Origin of the sequence: Micromonospora sp. NBC_00330, from assembly GCF_036136635.1 — a bacterium.
GTDB classification, from domain to species: Bacteria; Actinomycetota; Actinomycetes; order Mycobacteriales; family Micromonosporaceae; genus Micromonospora; species Micromonospora salmantinae.
Window position 1 is genome coordinate 4,795,034 of record NZ_CP108012.1, and the last position, 24,240, is coordinate 4,819,273.

General features: G+C 68.8%; 23 protein-coding genes. 6 read left to right on the forward strand and 17 right to left on the reverse strand.

Features of this window, described 5'->3' with window-relative positions; all coding sequences use genetic code 11:
- Positions 1-76: 76 nt before the first annotated feature.
- Positions 77-970 carry an SLATT domain-containing protein gene (locus OG598_RS21595; RefSeq protein WP_328650809.1) on the reverse strand — a complete coding sequence of 298 codons (894 nt, stop codon included), beginning with the start codon at positions 968-970 and terminating at the stop codon, positions 77-79.
- 29 nt (positions 971-999) lie between these two features.
- Positions 1,000-1,404 (reverse strand): cell division protein SepF, encoded by a 405-nt coding sequence (locus OG598_RS33575; protein ID WP_442931525.1) that lies wholly within the window; start codon positions 1,402-1,404, stop codon positions 1,000-1,002.
- Positions 1,405-1,730: 326 nt separating this feature from the next.
- On the opposite strand from OG598_RS33575, the gene OG598_RS21600 reads away from it, so the two are divergent.
- Both OG598_RS21600 and OG598_RS21605 read left to right on the forward strand, forming a co-directional pair.
- A complete protein-coding gene (locus OG598_RS21600) occupies positions 1,731-4,814 on the forward strand; it encodes a DUF3427 domain-containing protein (protein ID WP_328650810.1) in 3,084 nt (1,027 codons plus the stop codon).
- 161 nt (positions 4,815-4,975) lie between these two features.
- The gene (locus OG598_RS21605; RefSeq protein WP_328650811.1) at positions 4,976-5,374 is read left to right on the forward strand and encodes a hypothetical protein; all 399 of its coding nucleotides are present in this window, start codon (positions 4,976-4,978) and stop codon (positions 5,372-5,374) included.
- Between the two features lie 145 nt (positions 5,375-5,519).
- On the opposite strand, the gene OG598_RS21610 is transcribed toward OG598_RS21605, so the two are convergent.
- Positions 5,520-7,109: a hypothetical protein gene (locus OG598_RS21610; protein ID WP_328650812.1), complete on the reverse strand. Its 1,590-nt coding sequence runs from the start codon at positions 7,107-7,109 to the stop codon at positions 5,520-5,522.
- A 313-nt stretch (positions 7,110-7,422) separates the two neighbouring features.
- A complete protein-coding gene (locus OG598_RS21615; RefSeq protein ID WP_328650813.1) occupies positions 7,423-7,722 on the reverse strand; it encodes a helix-turn-helix domain-containing protein in 300 nt (99 codons plus the stop codon).
- Between the two features lie 71 nt (positions 7,723-7,793).
- On the opposite strand from OG598_RS21615, the gene OG598_RS21620 reads away from it, so the two are divergent.
- Positions 7,794-8,222: a VOC family protein gene (locus OG598_RS21620; protein WP_328650814.1), complete on the forward strand. Its 429-nt coding sequence runs from the start codon at positions 7,794-7,796 to the stop codon at positions 8,220-8,222.
- Between the two features lie 24 nt (positions 8,223-8,246).
- On the opposite strand, the gene OG598_RS21625 is transcribed toward OG598_RS21620, so the two are convergent.
- A complete protein-coding gene (locus OG598_RS21625) occupies positions 8,247-9,461 on the reverse strand; it encodes a hypothetical protein (RefSeq protein WP_328650815.1) in 1,215 nt (404 codons plus the stop codon).
- 147 nt (positions 9,462-9,608) lie between these two features.
- Here OG598_RS21625 and OG598_RS21630 point away from each other — a divergent pair, with 147 nt between their 5' ends.
- Positions 9,609-10,316, forward strand: coding sequence for a hypothetical protein (locus OG598_RS21630; protein ID WP_328650816.1), 708 nt, complete (start codon positions 9,609-9,611; stop codon positions 10,314-10,316).
- A gap of 60 nt (positions 10,317-10,376) precedes the next feature.
- Here OG598_RS21630 and OG598_RS21635 read toward each other — a convergent pair whose 3' ends face one another.
- The 5 genes from OG598_RS21635 to OG598_RS21655 all read right to left on the reverse strand — a co-directional run bounded on the left by OG598_RS21635 (position 10,377) and on the right by OG598_RS21655 (position 14,641).
- Positions 10,377-10,757: a YciI family protein gene (locus OG598_RS21635; protein ID WP_328650817.1), complete on the reverse strand. Its 381-nt coding sequence runs from the start codon at positions 10,755-10,757 to the stop codon at positions 10,377-10,379.
- A gap of 32 nt (positions 10,758-10,789) precedes the next feature.
- Positions 10,790-11,461: a DUF998 domain-containing protein gene (locus tag OG598_RS21640; protein WP_328650818.1), complete on the reverse strand. Its 672-nt coding sequence runs from the start codon at positions 11,459-11,461 to the stop codon at positions 10,790-10,792.
- 115 nt (positions 11,462-11,576) lie between these two features.
- The gene (locus tag OG598_RS21645; protein ID WP_328650819.1) at positions 11,577-12,851 is read right to left on the reverse strand and encodes an RNA polymerase sigma factor; all 1,275 of its coding nucleotides are present in this window, start codon (positions 12,849-12,851) and stop codon (positions 11,577-11,579) included.
- A gap of 59 nt (positions 12,852-12,910) precedes the next feature.
- Positions 12,911-13,444, reverse strand: a complete 534-nt coding sequence (locus tag OG598_RS21650; RefSeq protein ID WP_328650820.1) for a WapI family immunity protein — start codon at positions 13,442-13,444, stop codon at positions 12,911-12,913.
- A gap of 45 nt (positions 13,445-13,489) precedes the next feature.
- On the reverse strand, positions 13,490-14,641 hold the full coding sequence (locus tag OG598_RS21655) for a hypothetical protein (protein ID WP_328650821.1): 1,152 nt from the start codon (positions 14,639-14,641) through the stop codon (positions 13,490-13,492).
- 170 nt (positions 14,642-14,811) lie between these two features.
- On the opposite strand from OG598_RS21655, the gene OG598_RS21660 reads away from it, so the two are divergent.
- Positions 14,812-16,353, forward strand: coding sequence for a gluconokinase (locus OG598_RS21660; RefSeq protein ID WP_328650822.1), 1,542 nt, complete (start codon positions 14,812-14,814; stop codon positions 16,351-16,353).
- A 49-nt stretch (positions 16,354-16,402) separates the two neighbouring features.
- On the opposite strand, the gene OG598_RS21665 is transcribed toward OG598_RS21660, so the two are convergent.
- A complete protein-coding gene (locus tag OG598_RS21665; RefSeq protein ID WP_328650823.1) occupies positions 16,403-16,687 on the reverse strand; it encodes a putative quinol monooxygenase in 285 nt (94 codons plus the stop codon).
- A 156-nt stretch (positions 16,688-16,843) separates the two neighbouring features.
- Between OG598_RS21665 and OG598_RS21670 the strand changes: the two genes are divergently transcribed.
- A complete protein-coding gene (locus OG598_RS21670) occupies positions 16,844-18,160 on the forward strand; it encodes a serine hydrolase (protein ID WP_328650824.1) in 1,317 nt (438 codons plus the stop codon).
- 7 nt (positions 18,161-18,167) lie between these two features.
- On the opposite strand, the gene OG598_RS21675 is transcribed toward OG598_RS21670, so the two are convergent.
- From OG598_RS21675 to OG598_RS21700, 6 genes are all read right to left on the reverse strand, one after another.
- The gene (locus OG598_RS21675; protein ID WP_328650825.1) at positions 18,168-18,941 is read right to left on the reverse strand and encodes a hypothetical protein; all 774 of its coding nucleotides are present in this window, start codon (positions 18,939-18,941) and stop codon (positions 18,168-18,170) included.
- Positions 18,942-18,994: 53 nt separating this feature from the next.
- Positions 18,995-19,753, reverse strand: coding sequence for a MerR family transcriptional regulator (locus tag OG598_RS21680; protein WP_328650826.1), 759 nt, complete (start codon positions 19,751-19,753; stop codon positions 18,995-18,997).
- Between the two features lie 50 nt (positions 19,754-19,803).
- Positions 19,804-22,059, reverse strand: a complete 2,256-nt coding sequence (locus OG598_RS21685) for a putative bifunctional diguanylate cyclase/phosphodiesterase (protein WP_328650827.1) — start codon at positions 22,057-22,059, stop codon at positions 19,804-19,806.
- Between the two features lie 315 nt (positions 22,060-22,374).
- Positions 22,375-22,608 (reverse strand): zinc-ribbon domain-containing protein, encoded by a 234-nt coding sequence (locus tag OG598_RS21690; RefSeq protein WP_328650828.1) that lies wholly within the window; start codon positions 22,606-22,608, stop codon positions 22,375-22,377.
- 173 nt (positions 22,609-22,781) lie between these two features.
- Entirely contained in the window at positions 22,782-23,651 is an 870-nt protein-coding gene (locus OG598_RS21695) for an SRPBCC family protein (RefSeq protein WP_328650829.1), read from the reverse strand.
- Positions 23,644-24,201 carry a winged helix-turn-helix domain-containing protein gene (locus OG598_RS21700; protein ID WP_030490876.1) on the reverse strand — a complete coding sequence of 186 codons (558 nt, stop codon included), beginning with the start codon at positions 24,199-24,201 and terminating at the stop codon, positions 23,644-23,646. The genes OG598_RS21695 and OG598_RS21700 overlap by 8 nt, the downstream gene beginning before the upstream one ends.
- Positions 24,202-24,240 lie beyond the last annotated feature (39 nt).

Here is a 24,240-nt window from a genome sequence, read left to right on the forward strand (position 1 = left end):
ACGAGTACGACCACCCCGACGTCCCGCGGCTACGGTTACATTTCCTGAGGGTAGCCTGGTAGGCCGTCCCAGCAGGTCATTCGTTGGGATTCCGCGCTTCCGGAGGCTGCTCCAGGTTCTGCTGACGCTTCTTCTGTTCGGACTTCAGGCGGTGTACCTCCTCTACAAACTCAGCCAGTGCTTCCCCTTCCTGATCCTCTCCGAACCGCTTGTAGCGTCCGACACCAACTTCGACAGCTTCCCATTCATTTTCGATAGCGTCTGCGGTCTGCTGCAGGTAAAAGCTCCGCTCTTTATATTTATAGTAGCCCATAAAGCCGCTTGAAATACCTACAGCTAGAGTGAGACCGAGGGTGACCCACCGGAGGAATTTGAACTCTGCAACCAGTCCGGCCGCTCCAGTAGCAGCTATGGAACCAATAATCAACACGCCCTGCAGGGTATTGTTAAATCGCCTATAGCCTTTACTTTCGAGTCGGAGGCGGTCGATATCAAAAAAAGCATCTTCTTTATACGCGATGCGCCGCACCTTAGTATCAGTATCGACGCGTGCTAGGAAATGCTTGCGGTTATCTCTCTGCCTAGCTAGTTTAAGTTCCAGATCACCCTCATTGAGGTATTCGATCTGCCCATCGGGCAACTTCTCCGGATAACCAGCATGGGTCTTGAGATAGTATGATGCGATACAGAAAGCAATGGCAACCGGGATAGCCGGGAGATACACGGCCCTAAGTACAACCTCCGGTATCCCCGGAATCCAATAGAGCATGTATAGGACAACCCCGAGGAGTGGACCCAAGAGCATGGAGATGTTTGACCACCACTTCCGACTCCTTGCAACAGCAAGGCGATGCTCGGTTTCACGGACCTGGTGAGTCAGCAGCAACAGTCGATCGTTGCCCCTGTATTGCGCTGCGTCGCCGTCCGCCCACTCCTCGGCTGAACGGTCACTATCTTCGTGCCCCACCATCGTTACATCTCCCCGATTCCGCGATCCCTTCAGGACCGACGATCACCAGTGCCAGGCGTTAGGAGTAAGACAAGATCCGCCACTCGGAGAACCCAACCACCCGAGGAAGCCGACAGACCACTACAGAAATCAGCAACCCTGATTATTTCCCCTCGAGGCAGTCCGCCACAGTCAAGCGAAACCGTTCTACCTCTTCGGTAGTGTGCCGAAATCTGGATTATGGCCTCACTGTGAAACTGCGGCCTACACCTGACGGGCTCCGTCATGTCCATCACAGACGCATCACCTTGCGAAACCCTATAAGGGTACATTTTTGCTAGGCTCTCTAGAGCAACGTCTACTTGCCTGGACATCGGCAAGGAATTTTCCGCATCGTACCCGGCTGGAAAACTCCTGGCCAACCTTGTGCGACCTGAAAAAGCAGCAGCAAACATGCGAGGAAGAGCCGTCAGGCATACCAAAATAATTAGACACAGCGCCACGGCAGCCAGTAGCAAGAGGTTGTCATTCACCGAGCTGAGACCCCTCACACGGCGTCGTTCATGTCGACTAAATCTACACGTCAGCGAAGTAGTAAGAGATGCATCTTATGAGTCGTTGATCCACTCTGTCCAGGGGTGTCGGCCTCCCGACAGAAGAAAGCGGCCGCCTGCTCGGGTCAGACCCGCGAGTTCCGTATCAGACATGACGTTTGAGCCTTTCAGTGCAACCAATGCGCGCCGGGGCTGCACTATCGCCGCAAATCGGATAGCTTGCTCCAATGGTTGACCTTGGACGAGGAATCTACGAGCATCTGGTCACCCGTGAGCTTGCCGATCGCCTCCAGCACGTCGATGCCGCCCTGATCCAACACCACAAACTCGATCCGGCCGACGCGCACCACACCCTCGCCCGGCACATCGCCACCCTGGCCGCCCGAGCCCTCCACTCCGTCCCCGGCGGCGACGACAAGCTCCACCACCAGATCGCAATGGCGAACCAGATCGCCGAAGCCATTGCCACCCTGAGCCCCAAGGCAGCGACCGAACAGGACCAGGTAACCGACGCCAAGCACCTGCTTCACGCCATCGCCGCCCCACCGACCCCACCCGCGGAGCCCACCTTCCCGCAACGCCCCACCACTCCCCTCTCCACCGGCGCGCTACTGGTCAACGGCCGTAACCAACCCCGCATCGGCCACGAGGTCAACCACGAGATGGCCTCCGCCGACCAAGTGGATCTGCTGTGCGCGTTCATCAAGTGGTACGGCCTGCGCGTCGTCGAGCCAGCCATCCGCGAGCTGATTGCCCGAGGCGGCAAGGTCCGCGTCATCACCACCACGTACCTCGGCGCGACCGATCAGCGAGCGCTAGACCGGCTCGCCGAACTGGGCGCCGAGATCAAGGTGTCGTACGAAACGCGGACCACCCGCCTGCACGCCAAGGCGTGGCTGTTCCGCCGAGCCAACGGCACCACCACCGCGTACGTCGGTTCGTCGAACCTGTCGAAGACCGCGCTGGTGGACGGCGTGGAGTGGAACGTCCGCATCTCGAACATGGAGCAGCCGCACGTCATCGACACGTTCACGGCGACGTTCGAGGACTACTGGAACGATCCGGCGTTCGAGACGTACGACGCGACCAGGGATACCGAACGGCTGCGGCACGCGTTGAGCGGGGAGCGCCGCGACGATGCGCCGACCGCGATCTCGAACCTGGACGTGCGCCCGTACCCCTATCAGGCCGAGATCCTGGCCGACCTGGACGCCGAGCGGTTGGTGCACGGGCGGTGGCGCAACCTGGTGGTGATGGCCACCGGGACCGGCAAGACGGTGGTGGCCGCCCTTGACTACCGCCGGCTGCACAAGGCGAAACGAGCCGACTCGCTGCTCTTCGTCGCTCACCAGGAGCAGATCCTGCGGCAGAGCCTGTCGACGTTCCGGCAGGTGATGGGCGACGGCAGCTTCGGCGAGACGCTGGTCGCGGGCGAGAAGCCGAATGGTTGGAAGCATGTTTTCGCCTCCATCCAGTCGCTGCACCGCCGGGAGGTCGACCCCGAGGCGTACGACATGGTGATCGTCGACGAGTTCCACCATGCCGAGGCCCCGACGTACACGCGGCTGTTGGAGCGACTGCGTCCCCGCGTACTCCTGGGCCTCACCGCGACCCCCGACCGGGCCGACGGCGGCGACGTGCGCCGGTGGTTCGACGGGCGCGCGGCCGTTGAGCTGCACCTGTGGGACGCGTTGGAGCGGCAGTTGCTGGCGCCGTTCCAGTATTTCGGGCTGCACGACGACGTGGACCTGTCGCACGTCACCTGGAAGCGCGGCCAGGGCTACGACCCGACCCAGCTCAGCACCATTTACACCGGCAACGATGCTCGGGCGCGGACGGTGTTGCGGGCGGTCCGCGAGAAGGTGGACGTCGGGCGGATGCGGGCGCTCGGGTTCTGCGTGAGTATCGGGCACGCCGAGTTCATGGCCGCCTGGTTCAGGAAGCACGGTGTCGAGGCGGCGGCGGTGACCTCGAAGGCCGGCACTGATCGGGCGGGGCTGTTGCGGGACTTCAAAGCCGACAAGCTGCGGGTGCTCTTCACAGTGGACCTGTTCAACGAGGGCGTCGACCTGCCGATGGTCGACACGATTCTGATGCTGCGGCCCACGGAGAGCGCCACGATATTCCTGCAACAGCTCGGCCGTGGTCTGCGCCTCGACGACGACAAGCCCTGCCTCACGGTGCTCGATTTCATCGGTGGGCAGCACGCCAACTTCCGGTTCGACCTGCGGTGGCGTGCCCTGACCGGGGTGAGCCGGCGGGCGATCACCGAAGCGGTCCGCGACGACTTTCCGAGCCTGCCCAGCGGCTGCCATGTCGAGCTGGACCGGGTGGCAAAGGAGGTAGTTCTCGCCAACCTGCGGTCGGCGCTGCCCACCTCGAAGGCTGGCCTCGTTTCCGAGCTGCGGCAACTCGGCGACGTCAGCCTGGCAACGTTCCTCCGCGAGACCGGCCTGGAGATCGAGGACGTGTACCGATCGGCCAGCTTCGGCGGCTGGACCGGGCTGCGGCGGCTCGCCGGCATCGAGACGTCCGCCCCCGGTCCCGATGACCGCGACTTGGGCCGGGCAATCGGTCGCATGCTGCACACCGACGACGTCGACCGACTAGAGCTGCTGACGAGGGTCGCGGCCGGACCGCCCGCGCCAGGTCAGCAGGTGTACGCGGGCAGCAGCCGACTGCTGGACATGCTGCACTTCAGCCTCTGGGGGCCGAGCGCACCCCTCGCGACGCGCGACGAACGGCTGGCACGGCTGTGGAAGGAACCGGCTCGCTGCGCCGAGCTGCGGCAGGTCGCCGAGGTGCTGCGGGACCGCATCCACCGGGTGACGCCGACCGCCGCCCCGGGAGTGGTGCCGCTGCGGGTGCACGCCCGGTACAGCCGCAACGAGGCATGCGCAGCCTTCGGGATGACCAACCCGGGATCGCTACGCGAGGGGGTGAAGTGGCTGCCCGACGCCCAAGCCGACCTGTTCTTCGTCACCCTGGTCAAGTCGGAGGCCCACTACTCCCCCACCACCATGTACGCCGACCGCGCCATCACCGACACCCTGTTCCAGTGGGAGTCGCAGAGCACGACTTCGGCGGCGTCGGCGACCGGGCAGCGCTACACGTCGGGCGGCTCGACCGTGCACCTCTTCGTTCGGGAAACCCGCATCGCCGACCGCGACCTGGGAGCGCCGCCGTACCTCTACGCCGGCACCATGACCTACAAGTCGCACACGGGTGACCGACCCATGCGCGTCCTGTGGCAGCTCCACCACGCCCTACCCGCCGACGTGTACGCCACCGCCCGAACGATCGCCGCCTAGTTTGACATCTTAGGACATCCGCATAGGACGCAACCTGACGTCCAGCCATCGGACCGAGCCTGCATTCGAACGCAACCCCAACTGCGAGCAAAGCTGATCTTGCTTGAATTTCTTGATTATCTCTTCTTCCTGCGCTACTGTCTTCGCAAGGAGGATCAAGGATGGCAACGATCGAAGTGGACGACAGCACCAAACGATTCGTGGCGTTCGCGGCACGAATGGCGCACGTCACGGAGGGCGAGATCGTGCGACGGTTGGTCGCCGACAGTCCGCTCGGCAGTGAGGAGCCGACCCGGGCTACCGACGGCGTACCGATCTACGCTGATTACGAGGGGCACCGAACGCGCGGCCTCTACTTCGCCCCGGCCCGGGTAGAAATCACCGATGGGCCACTCAAGGGCGAGTCCTTCAAGACTCCCACAGGCGCGGCGCGCGCGGTCGTCCGCCACCTCAACCCAAGTGTGAACGACAACCGCAACGGTTGGAGTTTCTGGCAGCTCGACAACGGCGGTCCTCGCGTTTGGCTCCAATCTATCCGCCCAACGAACACCGCGGACTGACGATCAAAGATCATCGCCACCGTCGATAGTGGGGCCTGCAGACAAGAATTAACCCACCGTTGAGCCTGCCAGATTAGCTTCACCAGGGATTAGAGGGGCACCCACCGGCAAGTCCGGTCGCTGCCCCTCTTCCTATTCTTGAACGCTACCCATGCCTTGGTTCGAGCAACTCAACGACAGACAGTGCAGTCTCCCCATCAACCAACTTCAAAGCAAGCTCTGCACGGGCAGCCAAGTCGAGCGGGCGAATTCCCTCGGTGAGCGCAGCGTGGGCCAACCTGTCCAGACCGGCACCGACCAGGGGGGCGCCGATGCGTAACGTGGCTTGCAAGGCCACGCCTTTGGTTGAACCCCCATGTAGAACGATGTTCCGGGTCCGGTACAACCTCCGTAACGCGACCCTAAACGTTTTGACCGCCTCGTTCAGCTCCCGACGTGGGTCGACAACGAGGCGAGCCATCCGGTCGATTGCTGCCATGTCACTGTGCCGTTGCAGCTTGCGTCCGGACGGGCAGGGGCGCAGGGATCCGGACTTGAGCCCTACCGCCACTGTCCGCGCGCGCTCAATGTTCGTAGCACAACCGTCCAAAGCTGCACTGAGCTCATCGGGCTCGGACGGGTTATGACGATGTGCCAACGCTGTCAGTTCGGCCCTCGGCCAGGAGCAGGCAATGATCGCAGCGAGACGATCGGCGGCGACGGCCTTGCCGGAGCGCTCTTCTTCCTGGGGATCGTCAGGGTGGGTCAACAACGATTCCACGGCCGCCCAGCCGCCAGCGACCGCAGGACCGAGAGCGCCCTGGTTAAGCGGCGCGGCCAACTCCAACGCGTCATCAATCAACCTGCGCTCTCCATCGACTCGATAGAGGTGCCCCTCGTGAACCAATGCGAGGATGTTGGCTCCCCGGGCTGGGGGGAGCAGTGGAATCGGCTGAGGATGACCGCCGACCCATATATTTGGCGCAGCGACGATGCCGCCGCGGTTGCTCCGCTGGAATGACGAGCGCGCTATCATCCGCTCGACCATCTCACGGGCCTGGTTGGCCGCACCATACGCATCCAAGGCTCTGACTTGGTAGCGGAAGCCGCCGCCTACCCGGAGGCCCTGAACACTGAAACGATGCTCTTTCAGCCATTCGATGACTTTGCCTTTGGCGGTCCAGTTCGGCTGCTGCTCGGCAAGGGGTCGTTCCGGCACAGCAAGTAGAACCACAAGCACATCGAACGATTGTTCAGACGCTTTGGCCAATGAAGCAGCGGATTGCACGACCTCGAGCGCGGTTGCCTGACGCGCGTTGAGCTCGTTGGCCCAGGCCGCAAGGTGGTTGGCGTCGTAACCAAGATCCAAGAGGTGCGAGGCGATCGTCCGGGCAAGCCTCTCGGGCTTAGGCCGTTCAGCGGGGGTTGTATCGACAGCCTCCGCCCATCGGTCCACATAGCCCGAACGAGCATGTTCGATGAGCTCCTTGAGCCGCCGTCGGGCTGGGCTTGGATCGGGCAGTGGCGCGGCGAGCAAAGTCGTCAACTCTCTGCGCAGCTCCCTCTGCCCAAGTCCGACATCAGGGCCAACGATCGTACGCAGCTCGTTACGCTGCCAGTCACAAGCGGCAGTCGTGAGTACTTTCTGCGCTGCCCACGAACCAGCCTCCCACAGCTCCTCCAGCCCCAATAGCGAGCCAACATCCCACAGCCTTCGAGGCCAGGGGGTGCCATCAATGGTGAAGAAGTCGATCATGCGGGCGATGGCATTGCGGTCGTAGGTCACGGAGGATGCCGGCGCAGTGGGGGTGGCCACGTGCGTAGGCTAGTTGACAAGGCGCTCCTGACGACGTTCCGCCATGCACCAGCAGAGATGCTGTATGATTACCGGCAGACACAGGGGGGCACCCGCCGCAAGGCTACTGCCCCTCTTTTTCTTTGCTCTGCTTCCTGTCAAGCTAGCGACTGATCGCTGGCGGGCACTGGCTTGAAGCAGCAGACACCTCGAACTATTGCCTGCATCTCGCAACGAATGTCCGGATCATGCGTGTGGTGAGCCTCACCTGGAGTCAAGCCACGTCCATGTTCGGCGAGAAACTTACGTCTAGCCTCCTGTCTAGGGCGCGAGCTAGTCGCCCCAACACTGGCAGGGTCGGCACCGTTCCGCCTGCCTCGAAGCGAGCCACCGCGGACTGAGTCATCCCCGCAGCGCGCGCCAACTGGCTCTGAGTCCAGCCATGCCCTTCGCGCAGGTGGCGCACCTCTTGACCAAGCTCGAAGGCGATCCGAGTGGCCTCGTAGGTCTCGGCTGCCCCTGGCTCCGCCATCCGGCGCTCACGCAGGTCGTTCCAGCCCAGGCGATCACTCATCGCTCCACCTCATAGCGTCGATGCTATGGGACGAGGAGTGCGAACGCGCTCCTAGCGTTAGGTTGAAGACCATGGAGCAGCGGATCAGCCTGATCACCCTGGGAGTCGCGGACGTGGCCCGCGCGAAGGCGTTCTACGAGCAGCTCGGCTGGCAGGGCCAGGAGGTTGAGGAGACGGTCTTCTTCCAGGCCGGCGGCCTGGCCCTCGTCCTTTGGGGCCGCGACAAGCTAGCCGACGACGCGGGCATCAAAGGGCCGGGCACCGGCGCGATGACCCTCGCCCAGAACGTCCGCTCCCGAGCCGACGTCGACGAGGTGATCGCCACGGCGACCAAGGCCGGTGCCACGGTGACCAAGCCGGCCCGGGAGACCTTCTATGGCGGCTACGCCGGCTACTTCGCCGATCCGGACGGTCACCTCTGGGAGATCGCCTGGAACCCGGGCTTCACCCTCGCGGAGGACGGCACCCTCACCGTCCCCGATTTCAGCGCCACGAACTGAGCCGCGCAGGGAAGAAGGCGCAGTTTAGGGCGCCGGCGACGGGCAGAGCAGCGGGTCCAGCAACGGCAGTTGAAGAGGGTCCAGGCAGATCGCCAGCAGTCCCGGATCCGGCGAAGGCGTCGCCGTAACAGTCGGGGTCGGCGAGGCCGACGCGACGGGCGGCGTCGGGATGGGTGACGCGGACGGGTCCGGAGTGGGGACCGGACCGGGCGTCGGCACCGAACTGGCCGACGGGATCGGGACGACGGCTGGCGGCGAAGCCGGCGGCAGGGCCACCGCGACAGCCGCTTCCGCCACTGTGGAGGCTGCCGACGGTCGCGTAGTCGGAACACTCGGCGGGCTCCATACGGCACTGTCGGCCGAACCGACCCGCGACCTGGGCGCGACCGGCCCGACGGGACCGATCGGAACGAGGGCCGCCCCGGCCGGGGGCACGTCCAAGGCGACGACCTCCGCCGAGGGCACCGGCCCGCGAGGGCCCCACGCGCCAGGCCCCAGAGCACCCGGGCCGAGCGTCACGAACACCACTGCCGCGACGGCAGCAGCGCCGAGCGCCCGCCGGTCGGGGCGTACCGCCGTCAGCGGTGCGTCGTCGGGGTCCACCAACAGAAGGGGCGTGGGCCGGGCGGCTCGGTGCGCGGCCAGCAGCTCGTCAACCTGTGCGACGACCGCAGCGCGATCGTCGGCAGCCGCGAGGGTGAGATAGAAGCGGAAGTTCACCGAGGCATTCGCCGGGACCAGCAGCCCCTGGAGTCGACAGCGGTCGGGCAGCAGGGTGACCGGCACGTCGGGGTGGTGGGCGGGTCCGACCAGGTCCGCGTACCGCCACTCGCGGCGGTGCTCCCGGCCACCAAAGGCGACCCGTCGGCTGGTCACCACGGCCATGCCGGTGTCGACGACACGCAGGCCCGCCGGCAGCGCCTCGGAAGAAGTCTCAGCGAAGGAACAGGAGCCGCCCGGGGTAGGCAGCCCGGGAATGTGCCGCGCCTCGGCCTCGACGAGCTGGGCGACGGGGAGGACGCGGAAGACGAGTTCGTCGTCGTCGAGCTCCACCGGCAGGCCGGTGCGGGGCTGCGTACACCCGAGGAAGCTGGCGGCTTCGATGCGGAGCCGGGCCAGGTGGTCGTCGCGGTGCCGCCAGGCGTCGGTGGCGTCGCGGTACGCGCGCTGCCGGCGCTCGTTCTCGCGCTCGGCCCAGGCGATCCGCCAGGGGGCGCAGGCCACAGAGGTCACGGTCACACGCGGTACAACCGCTCACGTACGTGACAGGCAACGCAACCGGGATCGATGTATCCCGTTGCGCCCGAAAGGAGAGTATTGACGGACACCAGAGTCGATGCGGCGACGCTAGCCTGCCCAGGACCCCGGCGGCCGAGGAGCTTCCTGATGCTTGATGACATGCGCGTGCTGCGCGACGCGGTACGCGACTATCGTCTCGCGGCGACGGCCGCCGGCCTCGACTGGCCCGACCAGGACGAGTCGCCGACCGGGCAGGCGCCGGACGTGGTCCGCCGGATCTTCGGCGTGGATCACATCGCGGAGCAGCTGACCTGGTTGCAGTCGCAGCGCTGGCCCGAGCGGCGGTTGCTGCCCAACGGCGGATGGCTGATGTCCTGGCCGGAAGGCCCGGACGCGCTGGACAATCTGGGGCTGTCGATCGGCACGCCGTTTCCCTGGCGGCACCAACTGCCGCTCTTCCATTTCGAGTACGCCATCTTCACGTTCGTCCTGGCGGGTGAGCACGAGGGTGAGATCTGGCGCTACGAGATCTCGCCCGACGCGTGGGACTCGGTGCGTGCCACCACCAGCCTGGCCACGCTCCTCGACCAGTGGACCCAGGGCATCGCCGCCGGTGTGATCGTCTACGAGGGCGAGTACAACAAGTGGCTCCAGATCGAGGACGCGGACAGCGTAAATCGCGTACCCGGCCTGGATCCGCTGGCCTTCCCGATCGCCCCGGTGGAGGAGACCCTGCTGCGGGCACGGCAGCGCGAATGCGGGGTGGACATGGCCGTCGTCGAGGACGGCTTCGAACACAACGAGGAGTTGCTCGACGCCATCGACGCCGCCAAGGCGTCGCTCGGCAGCGCGTAGCCCGGTGCTGGTTGGCGCCGCCGTCCGGGCGGCCCGGACGGCGGCGCGCAGAGGGTCGGGTCAGGCCGTTTGGCCGGGCTCAGGCGCCTCGTAGACCCGACGGATGTCGACCTCCACCTCACCGATCGTCTCGGCGAAGACGTCGGCGAACCGTCGGCCCCACTCCAGGGCCTCCTCGTGGGAGCGGACGTCCACCAGCGCGAACCCGGCGATCAGCTCCTTGGTCTCGGTGAACGGCCCGTCGGTGACTGTGGTCTTACCGCCGCTCACGGTGATCCGGGTGGCTTCGGTGGCGGTCGGGCAGAGCCCTTCGGCCGCGACCAGGATCCCGGACTGCGCGACCTCCTTCATGAAGGCCTCCATCCGGGCGACGAACTCCGGGCCCGGGTTGAAAGCCTCCGGCAGTGTCTCGTCGAGCTTGTGCATCATCATGTAGCGCATCGGTCGGTCCTTCCGTTGTCGACTAGCAGTGGTCAGTTGGCGAGTTGCCGGCCGCAGAGCGCGGTCAGCCAGGCGAAGACGACGACGCAGGCGAGTGCCATCCGCACGCTGAGGGTGTCCTGGTCGGGCCAGGCCAGGATCGCGACGACAGCCAGCGCGCTGCCGACGGAGAATGCCGCCCAACCGCGCTGCCCGGCCCGCCACCCGGCGCGGGCGAAGACCAGGCAGGCGATGGGCAGCGAGCCGAAAGCGAGTGCAGCGCCTATGCCGTGGCCGACGGCGTGCCAGCTCACTGTGTCGGGCGTGCCCTCTGGCGCACCGGCTGGCCAGCCCATGCTGGGGTCGGAGACCAGCACCCCACCGATGATCAGGCCGAGGCCGTGCACGGCGATCAACGCCGGACCCCACGTCCCGCCCGGCTCGCCGCGCAGCGCCCGGCGCAGCCCGACCGCGCCGGCCAGGGCGAGCAGCCCGGTCAGCACGAAGTTGGCGATCTGGATCCAGCCCAGATCACCCAGGGCCAGCAGACTGAGCGGCTGCCGGCTCAGGTCGAACCCGTCGCGGGTGAGCACCTGAGCGGCGGCCGCCAGCACGAAGAGCGGGCCGGCGATGACTCCGCCGGCCAGCAGCACCCTGGTCGTCGTACGCCGGGAGTCGGCGCTCGCCACTGGGGACCCTGCCCTCATCGCGTTCGTTGTCGTCATGTCGATCTCCTCGTCTCTGCCGGCCGTTCCCCGGTCCCCGCGTGCCGGTGCGAGCCGGCCTGCACTGACGCGTCGAGCGGCCGTCGCGGGATACGACATGACGGCGGGAGATTTTTCAGCGGGTTGGTGCGATACCCCGGGCGCAGTCGGCGGCGCGGGCGAGCAACAACGCGCGCTCGCGTTCGTTGCCGGTCAGCTCGGCGGCCCGCTCGAACTCGGCGCGCGCCTCGTCGTGGCGGCCCAGCTTGGCCAGCAGGTCACCGAGCACGCTCGGCAGCAGGTGGTAGCCGGCCAGCGCGGGTTCCTTGGCCAGCGCCCGGGCCAGTTCCAGACCGGCGGCCGGTCCGTGCGCAAACGAGACCGCGACGGCTCGGTTCAGCTTCACGACCGGCGACGGCACGACCCGGGCCAGCTCCGCGTAGCCGGCCGCGATCCGTGCCCAGTCCGTCTCCTGCGGGGTACGCGCCCGAGCGTGACATGCCGCGATCTCCGCCTGGAGGGTGTACGGGCCGGGTGGGCCGTTCGCCGCCCGGGCCCGGTCCAGGGCGGCGAGGCCACGGCGGATCAGCAGCAGGTCCCAGCGCCCCCGGTCCTGCTCCAGAAGAAGGACCGGTTCGCCGTCGGCGTCGACGCGGGCAGCGGTACGCGATGCCTGAATCTCCAGCAGCGCGGCCAGCCCGTGCACCTCAGGTTCCTCGGGCATCAACTCCTGCACGAGGCGGGCCAGCCGCAGTGCTTCCGCGCAGAGCGCCGGACGCATCCAGTCGTCGCCGGCAGTCGCGGAGTAGCCCTCGTTGAAGATCAGGTAAATGACCTCCAGCACTGATGCGAGGCGTTCGCCGCGCTCGACCACACCGGGCACGCTGAACGGCACCTTCGCGTCGGCGAGGGCCTTCTTGGCCCTGGTGATCCGCTGCGCCACGGTGGTCTCCGCCACCAGGAACGCCCGTGCGATCTCCTCGGTCTTCAGTCCGCCCAGCACGCGCAGGGTCAGCGCCGCGCGCGCCTGCGGTGAGAGCACCGGGTGGCAGGCGGTGAAGACCAACCGCAGCAGGTCGTCGTCGATTCTCTCCTCGAAGGCCGCGTCGAAGTCCGGGGTGAACCGGTCGTCGTCGAGATCCTGACCGAGTTCCTCGACAGTGCGCTCCAGCAGCCTGCGCCGGCGCAGCGCGTCGACCGCCCGCCGCTTGCCGACCGTGGTCAACCACGCGCCGGGATTGACCGGTACGCCGTCCCGCGGCCATTGCTCGAGGGCGGCGACCAGGGCGTCCTGGGCCAACTCCTCGGCCCAGCCGACATCGCGTACCAGCCCGGCCAGGGCGGCGACGACACGTCCGGACTCGATGCGCCACACCGCCTCCACCGTGCGGTGTACCTGCTCGACCCCCATGACCGCACATCAGAGCAGGGCCGGCGCGGGCTCCACAAGGACCGCACCGGCTGGACTGGTCAGCCGGCCTGCCGCCGGTACGGCTGCGGGCCGTGGGTCGGAAACCGCGACTGGGTACGCGGCGGGTACGCCTCGCAGTGCTCGGCCCAGTGCTCGGCGGCGGTGGCGAGGGCGTCCGCGGAGACGGTGAGGATCAGCGGGTAGATCGCTGTCGACGGGCGGCGCATCCACGGTGGCAGCGACTCGGCGGAGAACTCCACGATCAGCTCCAGCCGGCGGCGGCGCAGCACCCGGCTGCGCAGGGCCAGGTTGGGTTCGGTGAAGCTGACCATCGCCGGTGGCGCGCTCAGCCCGAGGGCGGCGGTGGCCTGCCCGTGCAGCCAGCCGCCGAGCGCGCGGGCCTCCTCGACCATGAGGCTCGGGTAGTGGTGCGACCAGGTCTGGCCGTCGGCGGTGCGGGCGTCCACCTCGATGAGCAGCCAGTCGTGCCAGCCGGGCGTCGCACCGGCGGGGTCGTCGGGCGGGTCGATGCCGGGCTGGTAGCCGACGGGGCGTACCCGCACCCGAGCGCCATCGTCAGACCGGATCTCCACTCGATCATTCTGGCCGAGCGAAGCGGACTTCAGGCACCGAATCGGTCACTTCGTGATGGTCCGCCGCACACCCTCGTGATTGGCGCAGGCCTTGGACCCGCCGCCGGCCAGGCTGACCGAACCGTCGCGGCACTGCACGAGGTAACCGCGCCCGGCCCAGAACTGCGGTACGCAGTCGAACCAGTCGCACACCTCGGCGGCCGGCTTGCGGATCCGCGTGCCGCCACAGAAGCCGTACCCCAGCGGGTTCTCCGGTGCCCCGCAGAGCGGGCCCTGGGTCGCGCTGGGCGACGGGCGTGGTGACGTCGTCTGCTTCGGCGGCGGGGTCTTCAGCGCGAGCGCCGGGCCGGCCGGGCGGATCAGCGCCGGCGCCGCGCTGGTGGTGAGGGCCGGGGTCGCGGCAGCGGCGACCTCCGCGCCACCGGTCGGGTCGGACGGGTCCGACTCGATCAGCGCCGCCGGCACCAGCAGCGCGATGGCCGCCGCCACCGCGAGGGTCCTGCGGCCACCCGGTACCCGCGCGGAGAACCGGGCCTGCGCCGGGGTGTTCACTGCCGGCCGGAACGGCTTGAGCTGGGCGTGCTCGGCGATCAGCTCGTCGAGTTGGGCGATCACCGCGGCGCGCTGTTCGATCGCGTCGGCGAAGGCCAGCGTGAGCTTGAACCGGAAGTCCGGCGCGGCGTCGGTGGGCAGCAACAACCCGGAGGTACGCCGCCGATCCAGCACCTGGATCACTGTGACCGGGGCCGCCGGGTCGTGGGCCAGGCCGGTTATCCGGCCGTACGCCCAGTCGCGCCGGCCCCGCCCGCCGAGCAGCACGAGTCGGCGGCTGGTGATCACGGCCATGCCGGCGTCGGTGACGCGTACGCCGTCCGGGCGGCGCGGGCGCAGCGCCCCGGTTCGCGGGGCGACGGTGAGGTCGGGCGCGGGCAGCACCGTGGTGTGCCGTACCTCGACCAGTTGCGCGGCGGGTAGCGCCCAGAGGACCACCTCGTCGGCGGCCAACTCCAACGGCAGCCCGGCGCCGGCGGCTGCCGAGCCCTGGAAGTCGGCGGCCAGGGCGCGCAGCCGCCGTAACTCGTCGTCGCGTCGCCGCCACGCCGCCTCGGCGCCGCGGTACGTGCTGACCCGCCGCACGTTCTGCCGGTGCGCCCACCGGTACCGCCATGTGGAACCCGTCGATTCAGTCTTCGCCACGCCGACTCCTTCGCCGCGCTGGCCACCAATCTGGGGGTGTCACGAGGTTTAACAGGTCCGGCGCGGCGCCCGGACACGCCGAAACGGGCGAACTAGCCGATCGGCGGAGCAACCCACACGATAGGGCGATACTCTTGCGTCGATTCACGTTTCCTGAGGGGGTGGCGGTCGTGCCGGCAGTCACGCTGCCCGGGGTCGTGATCGGGGTCGACATCGGCACCACCAGCACGAAGGCCGTCGCGTACGACACCGGCGGGCGGCAGCTCGGCAGTCACCTCGTCGGCTACCCGCTGAACAACCCGCAACCCGGCTACGCCGAGCAGGACCCACAGCTCATCCTCGAAGCGGTGCTCAAGTCGATCAGCATGGTCGTGGCCGAGCTGGTCCAGCCGGTGGCCGGGCTGTCGTTCGGCTCCGCGATGCACAGCCTGATCGGGTTGGATCGGGACGGCAATCCGCTCACCCCGTCGGTGACCTGGGCCGACTCGCGGTCCACCCGGCAGGCCGAGCGGTTGCGGGCGGTGCCGTCGGGGCTGGCCCTGCACCGGCGCACCGGCACGCCGATGCATCCGATGTCGCCGCTACCCAAGTTGCTCTGGTTCGCCGAGCAGGAGCCGAAGCTCTTCGAGCGGGTGGCGCACTGGGTGGGCATCAAGGACTGGGTGCTGCTGCGGCTCTGCGGCGTGCTGGTCACCGACCACTCGATCGCCTCGGCCACCGGCCTGCTCGACATCCACGAGCTGAAGTGGGACCGCGAGGCGCTGACCATCGCCGGCATCACCGAGGAACAGCTCCCGCAGCTCGTCGCCACCACCGCGGTGCTGCCCAACCTGACCCCGCAGGCCGCCGCCCAGACCGGCCTGCCGGAGCGCACCCCGGTGGTGGTCGGCGCGGGCGACGGACCGCTGGCGAACCTGGGCCTGGGCGCTGTGCACCCCGGCATGGTGGCCTGCTCGATCGGTACCAGCGGCGCGATGCGGGTGATGGTCGAACGGCCCGGCGTGGACCCGCTCGGCGGGGTGTTCTGCTACGCGCTGACCGAGCATCGCTGGGCGGTCGGTGGCGCGATCAACAACGGCGGCATCGTGCTCAAGTGGGCCGGCGCGGCGCTCGCCCCGGACCTGGGCGAGCACTCCGAGGAGGACCTGGTCGCCCTGGCGGCCCGCGCGCCTGTCGGTTCGGGCGGGCTCATCATGCTGCCGTACCTGCACAGCGAACGGGCACCACACTGGAGCGCCCTGCCGCGCGGCGCGTACGTGGGGTTGACCCACGCACACCGCCGCGAGCATCTGGTGCGGGCCGCGTTGGAGGGCGTCTGTCAGCAGCTCGCGCTGGTGCTCAGCTCGGTGCGTGCGGCCGGCAACGAGGTCCGGGAGGTCCGGGCCGGTGGCGGCTTCGCCCGCAGCGGCCTGTGGCGGCAGATGCTTGCCGATGCCCTCGGCCTGCCGGTGAGTTTCCCGTCCGCGCACGAGGGGTCGAGCTTCGGGGCGGCGCTGCTCGGCATGGAGGCGCTCGGGCTGATCCCCAGCATCGACGTCGCCGCCGACCTGGTGCGGATCGAGGAGACGATCCGCCCCGACCCGGCCGCCGCCGCCACCTACGCGGCGCTGCTGCCGCTCTTCGCCGAGCTGTACGAGGCCCTCACGCCCACCTTCGCCTCGATCCGCCGGATGGCACCCGGCCTGCCCACCGGCCCCCAACCACCGGCATGACCGCTGCCGGCTCGCGTCGGGTCCGTGAGCGCTGCCGGCTCGCGGCGGGTCAGGGCGCTTCTACGCCGGCGATCAGGTAGCGCTGCACGTCGGCGTCGAGGATGGCCGCTCCCTGCACGTCGTCGGGTCCGGAGCCACGGAACGCGGCCAGTTGCTCGGCGGATTCCCAGCGTTCATAGACGTGGATCCGGTCGGGCTCCATCGGGTCGGCCGCCAGCAGGAAGTCGAGGCAGCCGGCGGTGGCGCGCGCCTGCGCGATGATCGGGCGGCAGTCGGACAGGTAGGCGTCGCGGGTGGCCGGTTCGACACGCAAGCTGCCTGAGATGATCAACATCGTGGACCTCCGGGAGTCGGGGTTACTGATGAGCATGATGCCTGTGAGTCATCGTGATGTCTCTGGGTCATCACGCTCGTCAGGACACCCCCGCCCAGACGGGTGACACCGGTAACGCCGGCCTCACCGGCCCCCAGCGCTTCATATGGTGCAAACGTGAGAAAAAGCGACAAGAGGCGCTCATCTTCCCTGCTGGGGAACTCTGCCCGCGTACCCCTGAAGGTGCTGACGGCGGCGGTCGCGCTCGCGGTGCTCGCGACGACCGGGCCGGCCACCGCGGACGGCCCGGGCCGCCCGCCCGTCGCGGAGAGCCACGAGCCCGGGGTGGACCCGACGCCGGAGCGCCCGCCGACCAGCGAGGTGTCCTGGCTGTCGTTTCCCGGTGGGGTGTTCGCTGTGGACTCGCTCGGGCGCACGGTGCGCTACCGCGCCTGCGACGGCGACACCGGTCGGGTCGCCGACCCGACCATGCGGGTCGCCGCCGGGGTGGCCAGCGGCGCGGTAGTGGTCGGAGGGACTGCCTACCGCTACCGGGTGCCGCTGGTCGGGCGCAGCGAGGGCACGCTGGAGGTGATCCAGCGGCACCGCCCGCCGACGACGCTGACCGGCGTGGTGGTCACCAGCCCGCAGCCGCCCACCGACCCGGTCGCCGGGGCCCGGCTGTTCCCGCTCAGCGGGCAGCTCGCCCGGGTGGTCGCCGACGCGAGCCTCAACCCGGCCGGGGTCACCGTCCGCGACCTGTCCAGCCGCTACGGCGACCAGCAGATCGCCGTCAACGGATCGCTGCGCCCCAAGGCGGCCAGCGTCATCAAGCTGTGGATCCTCGTCGAGTTGCTGCGTCGGGTCGACTGTGGACAGGTCTTCCTCGACGACGGGGTGCTGGTCACCCCCCAGGACGTGGTTGGCGGCACCGGCCAGCTCCAGTTCGAGACGTTCCCGCAGGTGGTCACGCTGCGCCGGCTCGCCCAGTACCTGATCAAGTACAGCGACAACGTGGCCGCGAACGTGCTGATCACCTACCTGGGTGGATTCGCCCCGGTCAACGCCCTGATCGACTCGATGAACCAACGCTCCACCATCCTGGCCCGCCGGATGCTCGACAGCGCGGCGGCGCAACGCGGCGAGGAGAACTACACCAGCCCGGACGACGTGGTGTCACTGCTCGGCGCGGTCTGGGACGGCGAGATCCTCACCCCCGCCTCCCGCGACCTGATGATCGGGTTCATGCGGGAACAGACGCTGAACACGAAGATCCCGGCGGCGTTGCCGCCCGGCGTGCCGGTGGCCCACAAGACCGGTGACCTGCCGGACGCCTCGCACGACGTCGGCTACTACCTGATCCCCGGCACCGAGACCGCCGTCGCCTTCCTCACCGCCGGGCCCATGGCCACCGGCGACGAGACGGTCCGGCGGATGGCCCGCACCGTCTACGACTTCCTGGTCACCCCGGTCGACGGGGCGGTCGAGGAGTGACCCGACCTCAGGCGCCGGGAATGTTCGCCGGCGGGTCCTCCCCCACCAGGTCGGCCGCCGGCGGGTCCGCCGACACCGGCAGCCCGAAATCCGAGTACGTCAGGTCGAGCTGGGCGGTCTGCGACTGCTCGCTGGCCAACTCGATGCGGTAGCGGACCAGCCGGCCCTGCTCGTCCACGGCAGCGGTGAACGGCACCGCCGCCGCCCGGTCGCCGAGCACGTTGCCGACGCCGCTGCCCAGCACCGCGGCGCTCTGGCGCAGGTCCAGCGTGCCTGCGTACTCCCGCTCGGCGGTCAACCGGACCCCCGCCGGCGCGCCCAGCGTGCTGGCCAGCCGGGTGTTGTCCAGGCCCTGCTTGGCCGCCGGGTCACCCGGGGCGCCGACGTGCCACCAGGTCTTGCCGTCCCAGACCGGGACGCGGCGGTCGGGTGCGGTGACCCGCACGTACACGTCCGGCCCGGTGGTCAGCCGCTCGATCTTCACCACACCGGAGGGCACCTTCAGCGAGGTGGTCTCCAGACCACGCTTCGCCTTCGGGTCCCAGAGCAGCACAGTGGCGTCGCCGTCCGCGCCGCCGGTGCCGACCGTCAGCTTGTACGGCTGCTCGTCGGCCTTCGCGGCGGCGGCCTTCAGCACCCCGACCGGGTCGGCCGGGCCCGCCGACGCCGCCGGGCGACCCGCGTCCGGGTCGTCGTCGCCGGCGGCGACCAGCGCCCACGCCCCGGCGCCGACCACCACCACGAGCACGGCGACAGCGGCGATCAGCTTCGGTTTCTGCACTGTCATCTCCCCCGGGCGGTGCGGTCCGGCCAGACTAGCCGGACCGCACCCCGTCACGCCCGGCTGATGGCGTTGGCGTGGATCGCCTCGTGCAGATACGTCGCCAGCCCCGGGGCGATGTTCTCGTAGTACGCCGTGAACCGCTCGTCGGCCAGGTACATGTCGGCCAACCCGGTCTGCATCTCGTACGAGCACTCGTAGAACCAGCGGCCGATGAGCTGCCGGTGCTCCTCGGCCAGGTCCATCGCCTCCGGGCCGTCCGCCGGGGCGCCCGAGGCCATCAGCGCGACGATCCGCCGACCCCAGTCCTCGTTCTCCGCCTTGATCCGCAGCCAGTCTCCCTTGTCGTAGCGGGAGGCCCGGCGGTTCGACTCCCGGTACGCGTCGGTGTCACCCCAGCGCCGCTCCGCCTCGGCCTCGTGCTGCTCCGGGTCGGCGTCGCCGAAGACCTCGAACCGTTCCTCCGGCGTGAGTTGGATGTTCATCTTGCTCGCCTCCATCGCGAACTCGATCGCCGTGACCATCTCCTGCAACCGCTTGAGCCGTACCGTCAGCAGTTCGTGCTGCCGGCGCAGGTGCGCGGCCGGATCGGCCGCCGGGTCGTCGATGATCGCGGTGATCTCCTCAAGCGGGAAACCAAGCTCCCGGTAGTACAGGACGAGTTGCAGCCGTTGCAGGTCCGCGTCGTCGTAGCGGCGGTAACCGGCCGAGGTGCGCCCGCTGGGCGAGAGCAACCCGATCTCGTCGTAGTGGTGCAGCGTCCGCACCGTCACGCCGGCCACCTTCGCGACCTGACCCACCGTGTACGCCATGGTTCCCCTCCCTTCCGGGAACCAGGCTCCTGCCTGCCGTTACGTGAGAGTCAACCCCGATTCTGGCCCACCATCGCGGGGGCGTCCGGCCGCCCGTACAGATAGCCCTGGCCGCGTGGGCAACCAATCTTGGTGACCGCCTCGTGCTGACGCTCGGTCTCCACCCCCTCGGCGACCACCGCCAGGTCGAACGCGCCGGCCAGGCGAGTGACCATCTCCACGGTGGCGTACGCCCGGTCGTCGGTGCCCAGCCGGGCCACGAACGACCTGTCGATCTTCAGCTCGGTGGCCGGGATGCGGTGCAGGTAGCTCAGCGACGAGTAGCCGGTGCCGAAGTCGTCGATGGCGATCCGGATGCCCAACTCCCGGAGTTGGTGCAGCCGCTCCAGCACCGCCTCGGTGCCCTCGATCAGCGCCGACTCGGTCAACTCCAGTGTCAACGCCCGTGGTGCCAACCCGGCGGCGCTGGTCGCCGCTGTGACAGTGGCGATCAGGTCCGGCCGACGCAGGTGCGCGGCGGCGATGTTCACAGCGACTGTCGCCTCCGGCGCCCGGCCCCGCCAGGTCGCGGCGGCCCGGCACGCCTCGTGGATCACCCAGCGGTCGATCGGCAGGATCAGCCCGGTCTCCTCGGCCAGCGGCAGGAACTTCGCCGGCGGCAACATCCCCAGCCGGGGGTGCCGCCAGCGCACCAGCGCCTCCGCGCTGCGCACCGCGCCGGTGGTCAGGTCGACGATGGGTTGGAACTCCAGGTGCAGCTGGTCCTCGTCGACAGCGCGGCGCAGATCGGCGATCAACTCGGCGCGGGAGACGGCCGACTCGCGCAACGCCGCCGTGCACGTGCGGTACGCGGACTTCCCGGCCGCCTTGGCCGCGTACATGGCGATGTCGGCGTCACGCAGCAGGTCGCTGTGGGAGGTGTGCTGCGGGCCGTACTCGGCGATACCGATGCTCGCCGACGGGTGCACCCCGACGTCCTCCTCGCCGTCGGAGGGCCGCAACGCGTCCAGCAGCCGCTCGGCGAGCCGTTCGGGTGACACCGGCCGGTCGCCGTCGACCAGCACGGCGAACTCGTCACCGCCGAGCCGGGCGATGGTGCCTTCGCCGTTCACGGCAGTGTGCATCCGGGCCGCGAGCCCGGTCAGCAGGGTGTCACCGGTGGCATGCCCGAACCGGTCGTTCACCTGCTTGAACCCGTCCAGGTCGAGCAGCAGCACCGCCACCGGCCGCCCGTCACGCAGGGCCAGGCGCAGCCGCCGGTTGAACAACAGCCGGTTGGGCAGCCCGGTGAGCTGGTCGCCGTACGCGAGCCGGCGCAGCCGGGCCACCAACCGGAGGTTCTCGTTGGCCGCCAGCCCCTGCCGAACGGCGAGGGCGGCCAGCAACACCATCATGGTCACGAACACCAGCTGCGGGGTCTGCCCGGTGGGCCGACGGGCCAGCACCACCGCGATGATCGCCCCACCCACCGGCAGGTACGGCAACGCCACCCGCCACCAGGGCGGCAGCGGCGACTCGGCGGTGTCGTCGGTGCCGTCACAGTCCGGTGGCGGCGGGTTCCGGGTGGCCAGGCCGATCAGCAGGTAGCTCAACGGCCAGCACAGGTCGATCGGATGGCCGGCGGTGTAGTCGGCGCGGGCGACCAGCGACACGTAGACGACATCGGCGACGACCCGCAGGGTGAGGCTCGCCGCCAGGACGGTCATCGGCCGCCACAACGGCCGGGCCGGCCCGGAGACCGCGACCAGGATGGTGAGCTGCATCAGGTCGAACATCGGGAAGAGCAGGCCCAGCGTGCGCGCCGGGTCGGCCAGCTCGGCGGCGGCGACCCCCCGGAAGACCAGCACCCAACCGATCGGCACCAGGGCCAGGGCGACGATCACCCCGTCCAGCAACGTACGGGCCCGCCCGACAGCGGTCCTCGGTGCCGACGGCGAGCTGAGCAGCGCGGCAGTGCCGGTGAGGATGCCGGCGGTGAAGACCACCCCGACCACCGGCGTGTGCGGCAGGTCGCCGCCGACGAGCCGCTGCACCGTCCAGATCGCCCGGCCGATCGCGGCGAGGGCCATGGTGAGGGCGAGCAGCGTCCAGAACCGGCGCAGCGGCGCCGGATGTCGACGGGCCACCCCGACACACGCGAGCGTCGCCCAACCGGCGACCAGCATCGCGCCGATGTCGCTGACCAGCGCGGCGCCGGGCAACGCGGCGATCAGCCAGCCCGCCTCCAGCAGGATGACCGCAGCCGCGACGATCGCGCCGGCGGGGCTGAGCGTCCCCGCAGCCTGCTTTCCGTCCTGTCGGGACACGGTCGCTCCGGCTCTTTCGTCGTGCGTGCACCCTCGGCGGCGCCGGTCCACGGCAAACCCCGAAAGCCTAACCAGCGCTCAGAAACGCCGCCAGAGCCGAACGTGCACCCCGCTGCGGCTCCGGCCTCTGGTCAGCGGCCCGCAGATCGGTTCCAGGGTGAACGGGGCAGCGCGGTGCCGGCCAACGGACGGCGTGCGCGGCGGCGTCTGCGCCGGCCAGGGGTGCAGGGCGGGCGGGCAACGGTGTGCACGGGCACGTCGGCCGAGGACGTCGGTCGGCCGATCAGCCAGCAGAGGAAGCGTTCCATCGTCGGATCAGCCGACCGGGAGGCGCTCGGCCTCGGACTTGGAGATCTCGTACTCCGCCCCGCAGAACGTGCACTGCTGCGCGTACCGGGTGCGGATCGGAATGAGGGGAATGAAGAAGAGAGTGAATTTCGTCGAGCGGCGAGTGATCACCTGCGCGGCCTGATTGCCGCAGTGCCGGCAGACCTGCTGCACGACACCGGACCGGTCGACCTTGGTACGCAGACCAAAGATGAAGAACATCGCCCGCCAGTACCCACTCGACAGCGAAAAGTCACCAGATCCCGCCAGCGGATTCCCCGGACCCGCACACGCAAGATCGTGCTCGATCCAGGATGTAGTGGCCTTCTGGGCGAACGAGGCCACTACATCCCTGATCGAGCACGATCAAGGCGAGCACGATCGAGGCGAAACACTCAGTTGGCCGGCGCGGGCTCCAGGCCGGGGATCTCCTCGGAGATCCAGATCGGCTGCCAGTTCGGCACCTCGTGGAAGCGGCGCAGCTCGAACAGCCCGGCAACCGACCCGCTCCAGGCCCCGTACGGCGGGTTGGCCTCGTCGAAGCCGCTCTGCACGAAGGTCAGCGTGGTGCGGCCACCGGACTCGGCCAGCTCCCAGCTCGTCACGCCGGTCGGCCCCCAGTCGACGGACATCCGGCGGCCGGGCTCCAGGTCGACGACCTTGGCCGCGTAACCGGTCTCGAAGCCGCCCATGGCGTACCGGCCGCCGACCCAGGGCTCGATGCCGATCGGGTAGCCGAACCAGGCGCTGGCCTGCTCGGAGTCGGTCAGCGACTCCCACACCTTGTCGGCGGGGGCGGCGATGACCAGCTCGCCCCGCAGGTCGGCGGAGGTGAAGTCGGTGCGGGGCAGCAGTGGCTTGCCCTCCACGTGGGCGGCCAGGTTGGCGATGGATAGCGCCCAGAACGTCTGGAGCACGCCCCGGATGGTGGAGCCGCTCATCGCCTCGGCGAAGTCGAAGTGGCTCTGGATCAGCGTCAGCACGGTGCTGTCGGTGCCCTCGGCGGTCAACTGGAGTTCGGTGGTGGTCTCCACGCCGTCGAGCAGCCAGCCGAAGCGCAGCGTGTCGTCGTCGGCGTGCAGCAGCCGCTGGTGCGGGGCGTCGCCTTCGGGCGTGTAGCGACCCCAGAACTCGTACCGCTGCGGCAGCTCGACCTCGGCGTGCTCGGCCAGCCAGAGACGCAGCTCGGCCGGGTCGGTCAGGGCCTGGCGGACGCGCCCGACGGGCGCGGAGAGACGGGCCTGGACCTTCATCGGCTCACTCATTGTCGTTCCCTTTCGGATAGCAGGCGACGGCCAGCTTGAAGGCATCTCCTTCGCTGCCGCCGTAGCGGGTGAACAGGTCTTGAAGCGCGGTTTGCAGGTCGTGCAGGAACTGCTGGCGTTGCTCGGCCGGCACCCGGATCTCGCCGGAGACGCCGATCGAGGGCAGCTCGGGCGCCGCCCGGTCCAGGCCGGCGATGTCGGCCTGGACCTCCTCCATCAGGTCGAGCAGGTAACCCAGGCTCAGCTCGTCGCGGGCCCGGCGCAGGCCGATCCGGCCGACGAGCCGCGGGGAGAGCCAGTAGGAGCGGGCGGCGGCCTGGTAGATGCCTTCGGTGATGCCGCGGACCTTGCGTTCGTTCACCAGCTCGACGAGGCCAGCCGCGACGAGCTGCTTGACGTGGTAGTAGACGCGCTGTGGCGTCTGGTCGAGTCGGGCCGCGACCTCGGTGCAGGTGCGCGGCTCGGCCAGTTGCCGCAGAACCTCGACGCGCTGCGGCTTGAGCAGGACTTCGGCCTGCTCGATCTGCTCCAGGTACAGGACATCTCTCATGGCAAAATCAGTTTGTACGTACAAAACTTCTTTGTCAAT

Coding starts and splice junctions, on each gene's coding strand:
- OG598_RS21695 (WP_328650829.1), bottom strand. CDS start 23,651: ATGAGTGAGCCGATGAAGGTCCAGGCCCGTCTCTCCGCGCCCGTCGGG.
- OG598_RS21645 (WP_328650819.1), bottom strand. CDS start 12,851: ATGGGGGTCGAGCAGGTACACCGCACGGTGGAGGCGGTGTGGCGCATC.
- OG598_RS21595 (WP_328650809.1), bottom strand. CDS start 970: ATGGTGGGGCACGAAGATAGTGACCGTTCAGCCGAGGAGTGGGCGGAC.
- OG598_RS21630 (WP_328650816.1), top strand. CDS start 9,609: ATGCTTGATGACATGCGCGTGCTGCGCGACGCGGTACGCGACTATCGT.
- OG598_RS21640 (WP_328650818.1), bottom strand. CDS start 11,461: ATGACGACAACGAACGCGATGAGGGCAGGGTCCCCAGTGGCGAGCGCC.
- OG598_RS21665 (WP_328650823.1), bottom strand. CDS start 16,687: ATGTTGATCATCTCAGGCAGCTTGCGTGTCGAACCGGCCACCCGCGAC.
- OG598_RS21600 (WP_328650810.1), top strand. CDS start 1,731: ATGGTTGACCTTGGACGAGGAATCTACGAGCATCTGGTCACCCGTGAG.
- OG598_RS21700 (WP_030490876.1), bottom strand. CDS start 24,201: ATGAGAGATGTCCTGTACCTGGAGCAGATCGAGCAGGCCGAAGTCCTG.
- OG598_RS21605 (WP_328650811.1), top strand. CDS start 4,976: ATGGCAACGATCGAAGTGGACGACAGCACCAAACGATTCGTGGCGTTC.
- OG598_RS33575 (WP_442931525.1), bottom strand. CDS start 1,404: ATGTTTGCTGCTGCTTTTTCAGGTCGCACAAGGTTGGCCAGGAGTTTT.
- OG598_RS21690 (WP_328650828.1), bottom strand. CDS start 22,608: ATGTTCTTCATCTTTGGTCTGCGTACCAAGGTCGACCGGTCCGGTGTC.
- OG598_RS21615 (WP_328650813.1), bottom strand. CDS start 7,722: ATGAGTGATCGCCTGGGCTGGAACGACCTGCGTGAGCGCCGGATGGCG.
- OG598_RS21680 (WP_328650826.1), bottom strand. CDS start 19,753: ATGGCGTACACGGTGGGTCAGGTCGCGAAGGTGGCCGGCGTGACGGTG.
- OG598_RS21610 (WP_328650812.1), bottom strand. CDS start 7,109: ATGATCGACTTCTTCACCATTGATGGCACCCCCTGGCCTCGAAGGCTG.
- OG598_RS21635 (WP_328650817.1), bottom strand. CDS start 10,757: ATGCGCTACATGATGATGCACAAGCTCGACGAGACACTGCCGGAGGCT.
- OG598_RS21620 (WP_328650814.1), top strand. CDS start 7,794: ATGGAGCAGCGGATCAGCCTGATCACCCTGGGAGTCGCGGACGTGGCC.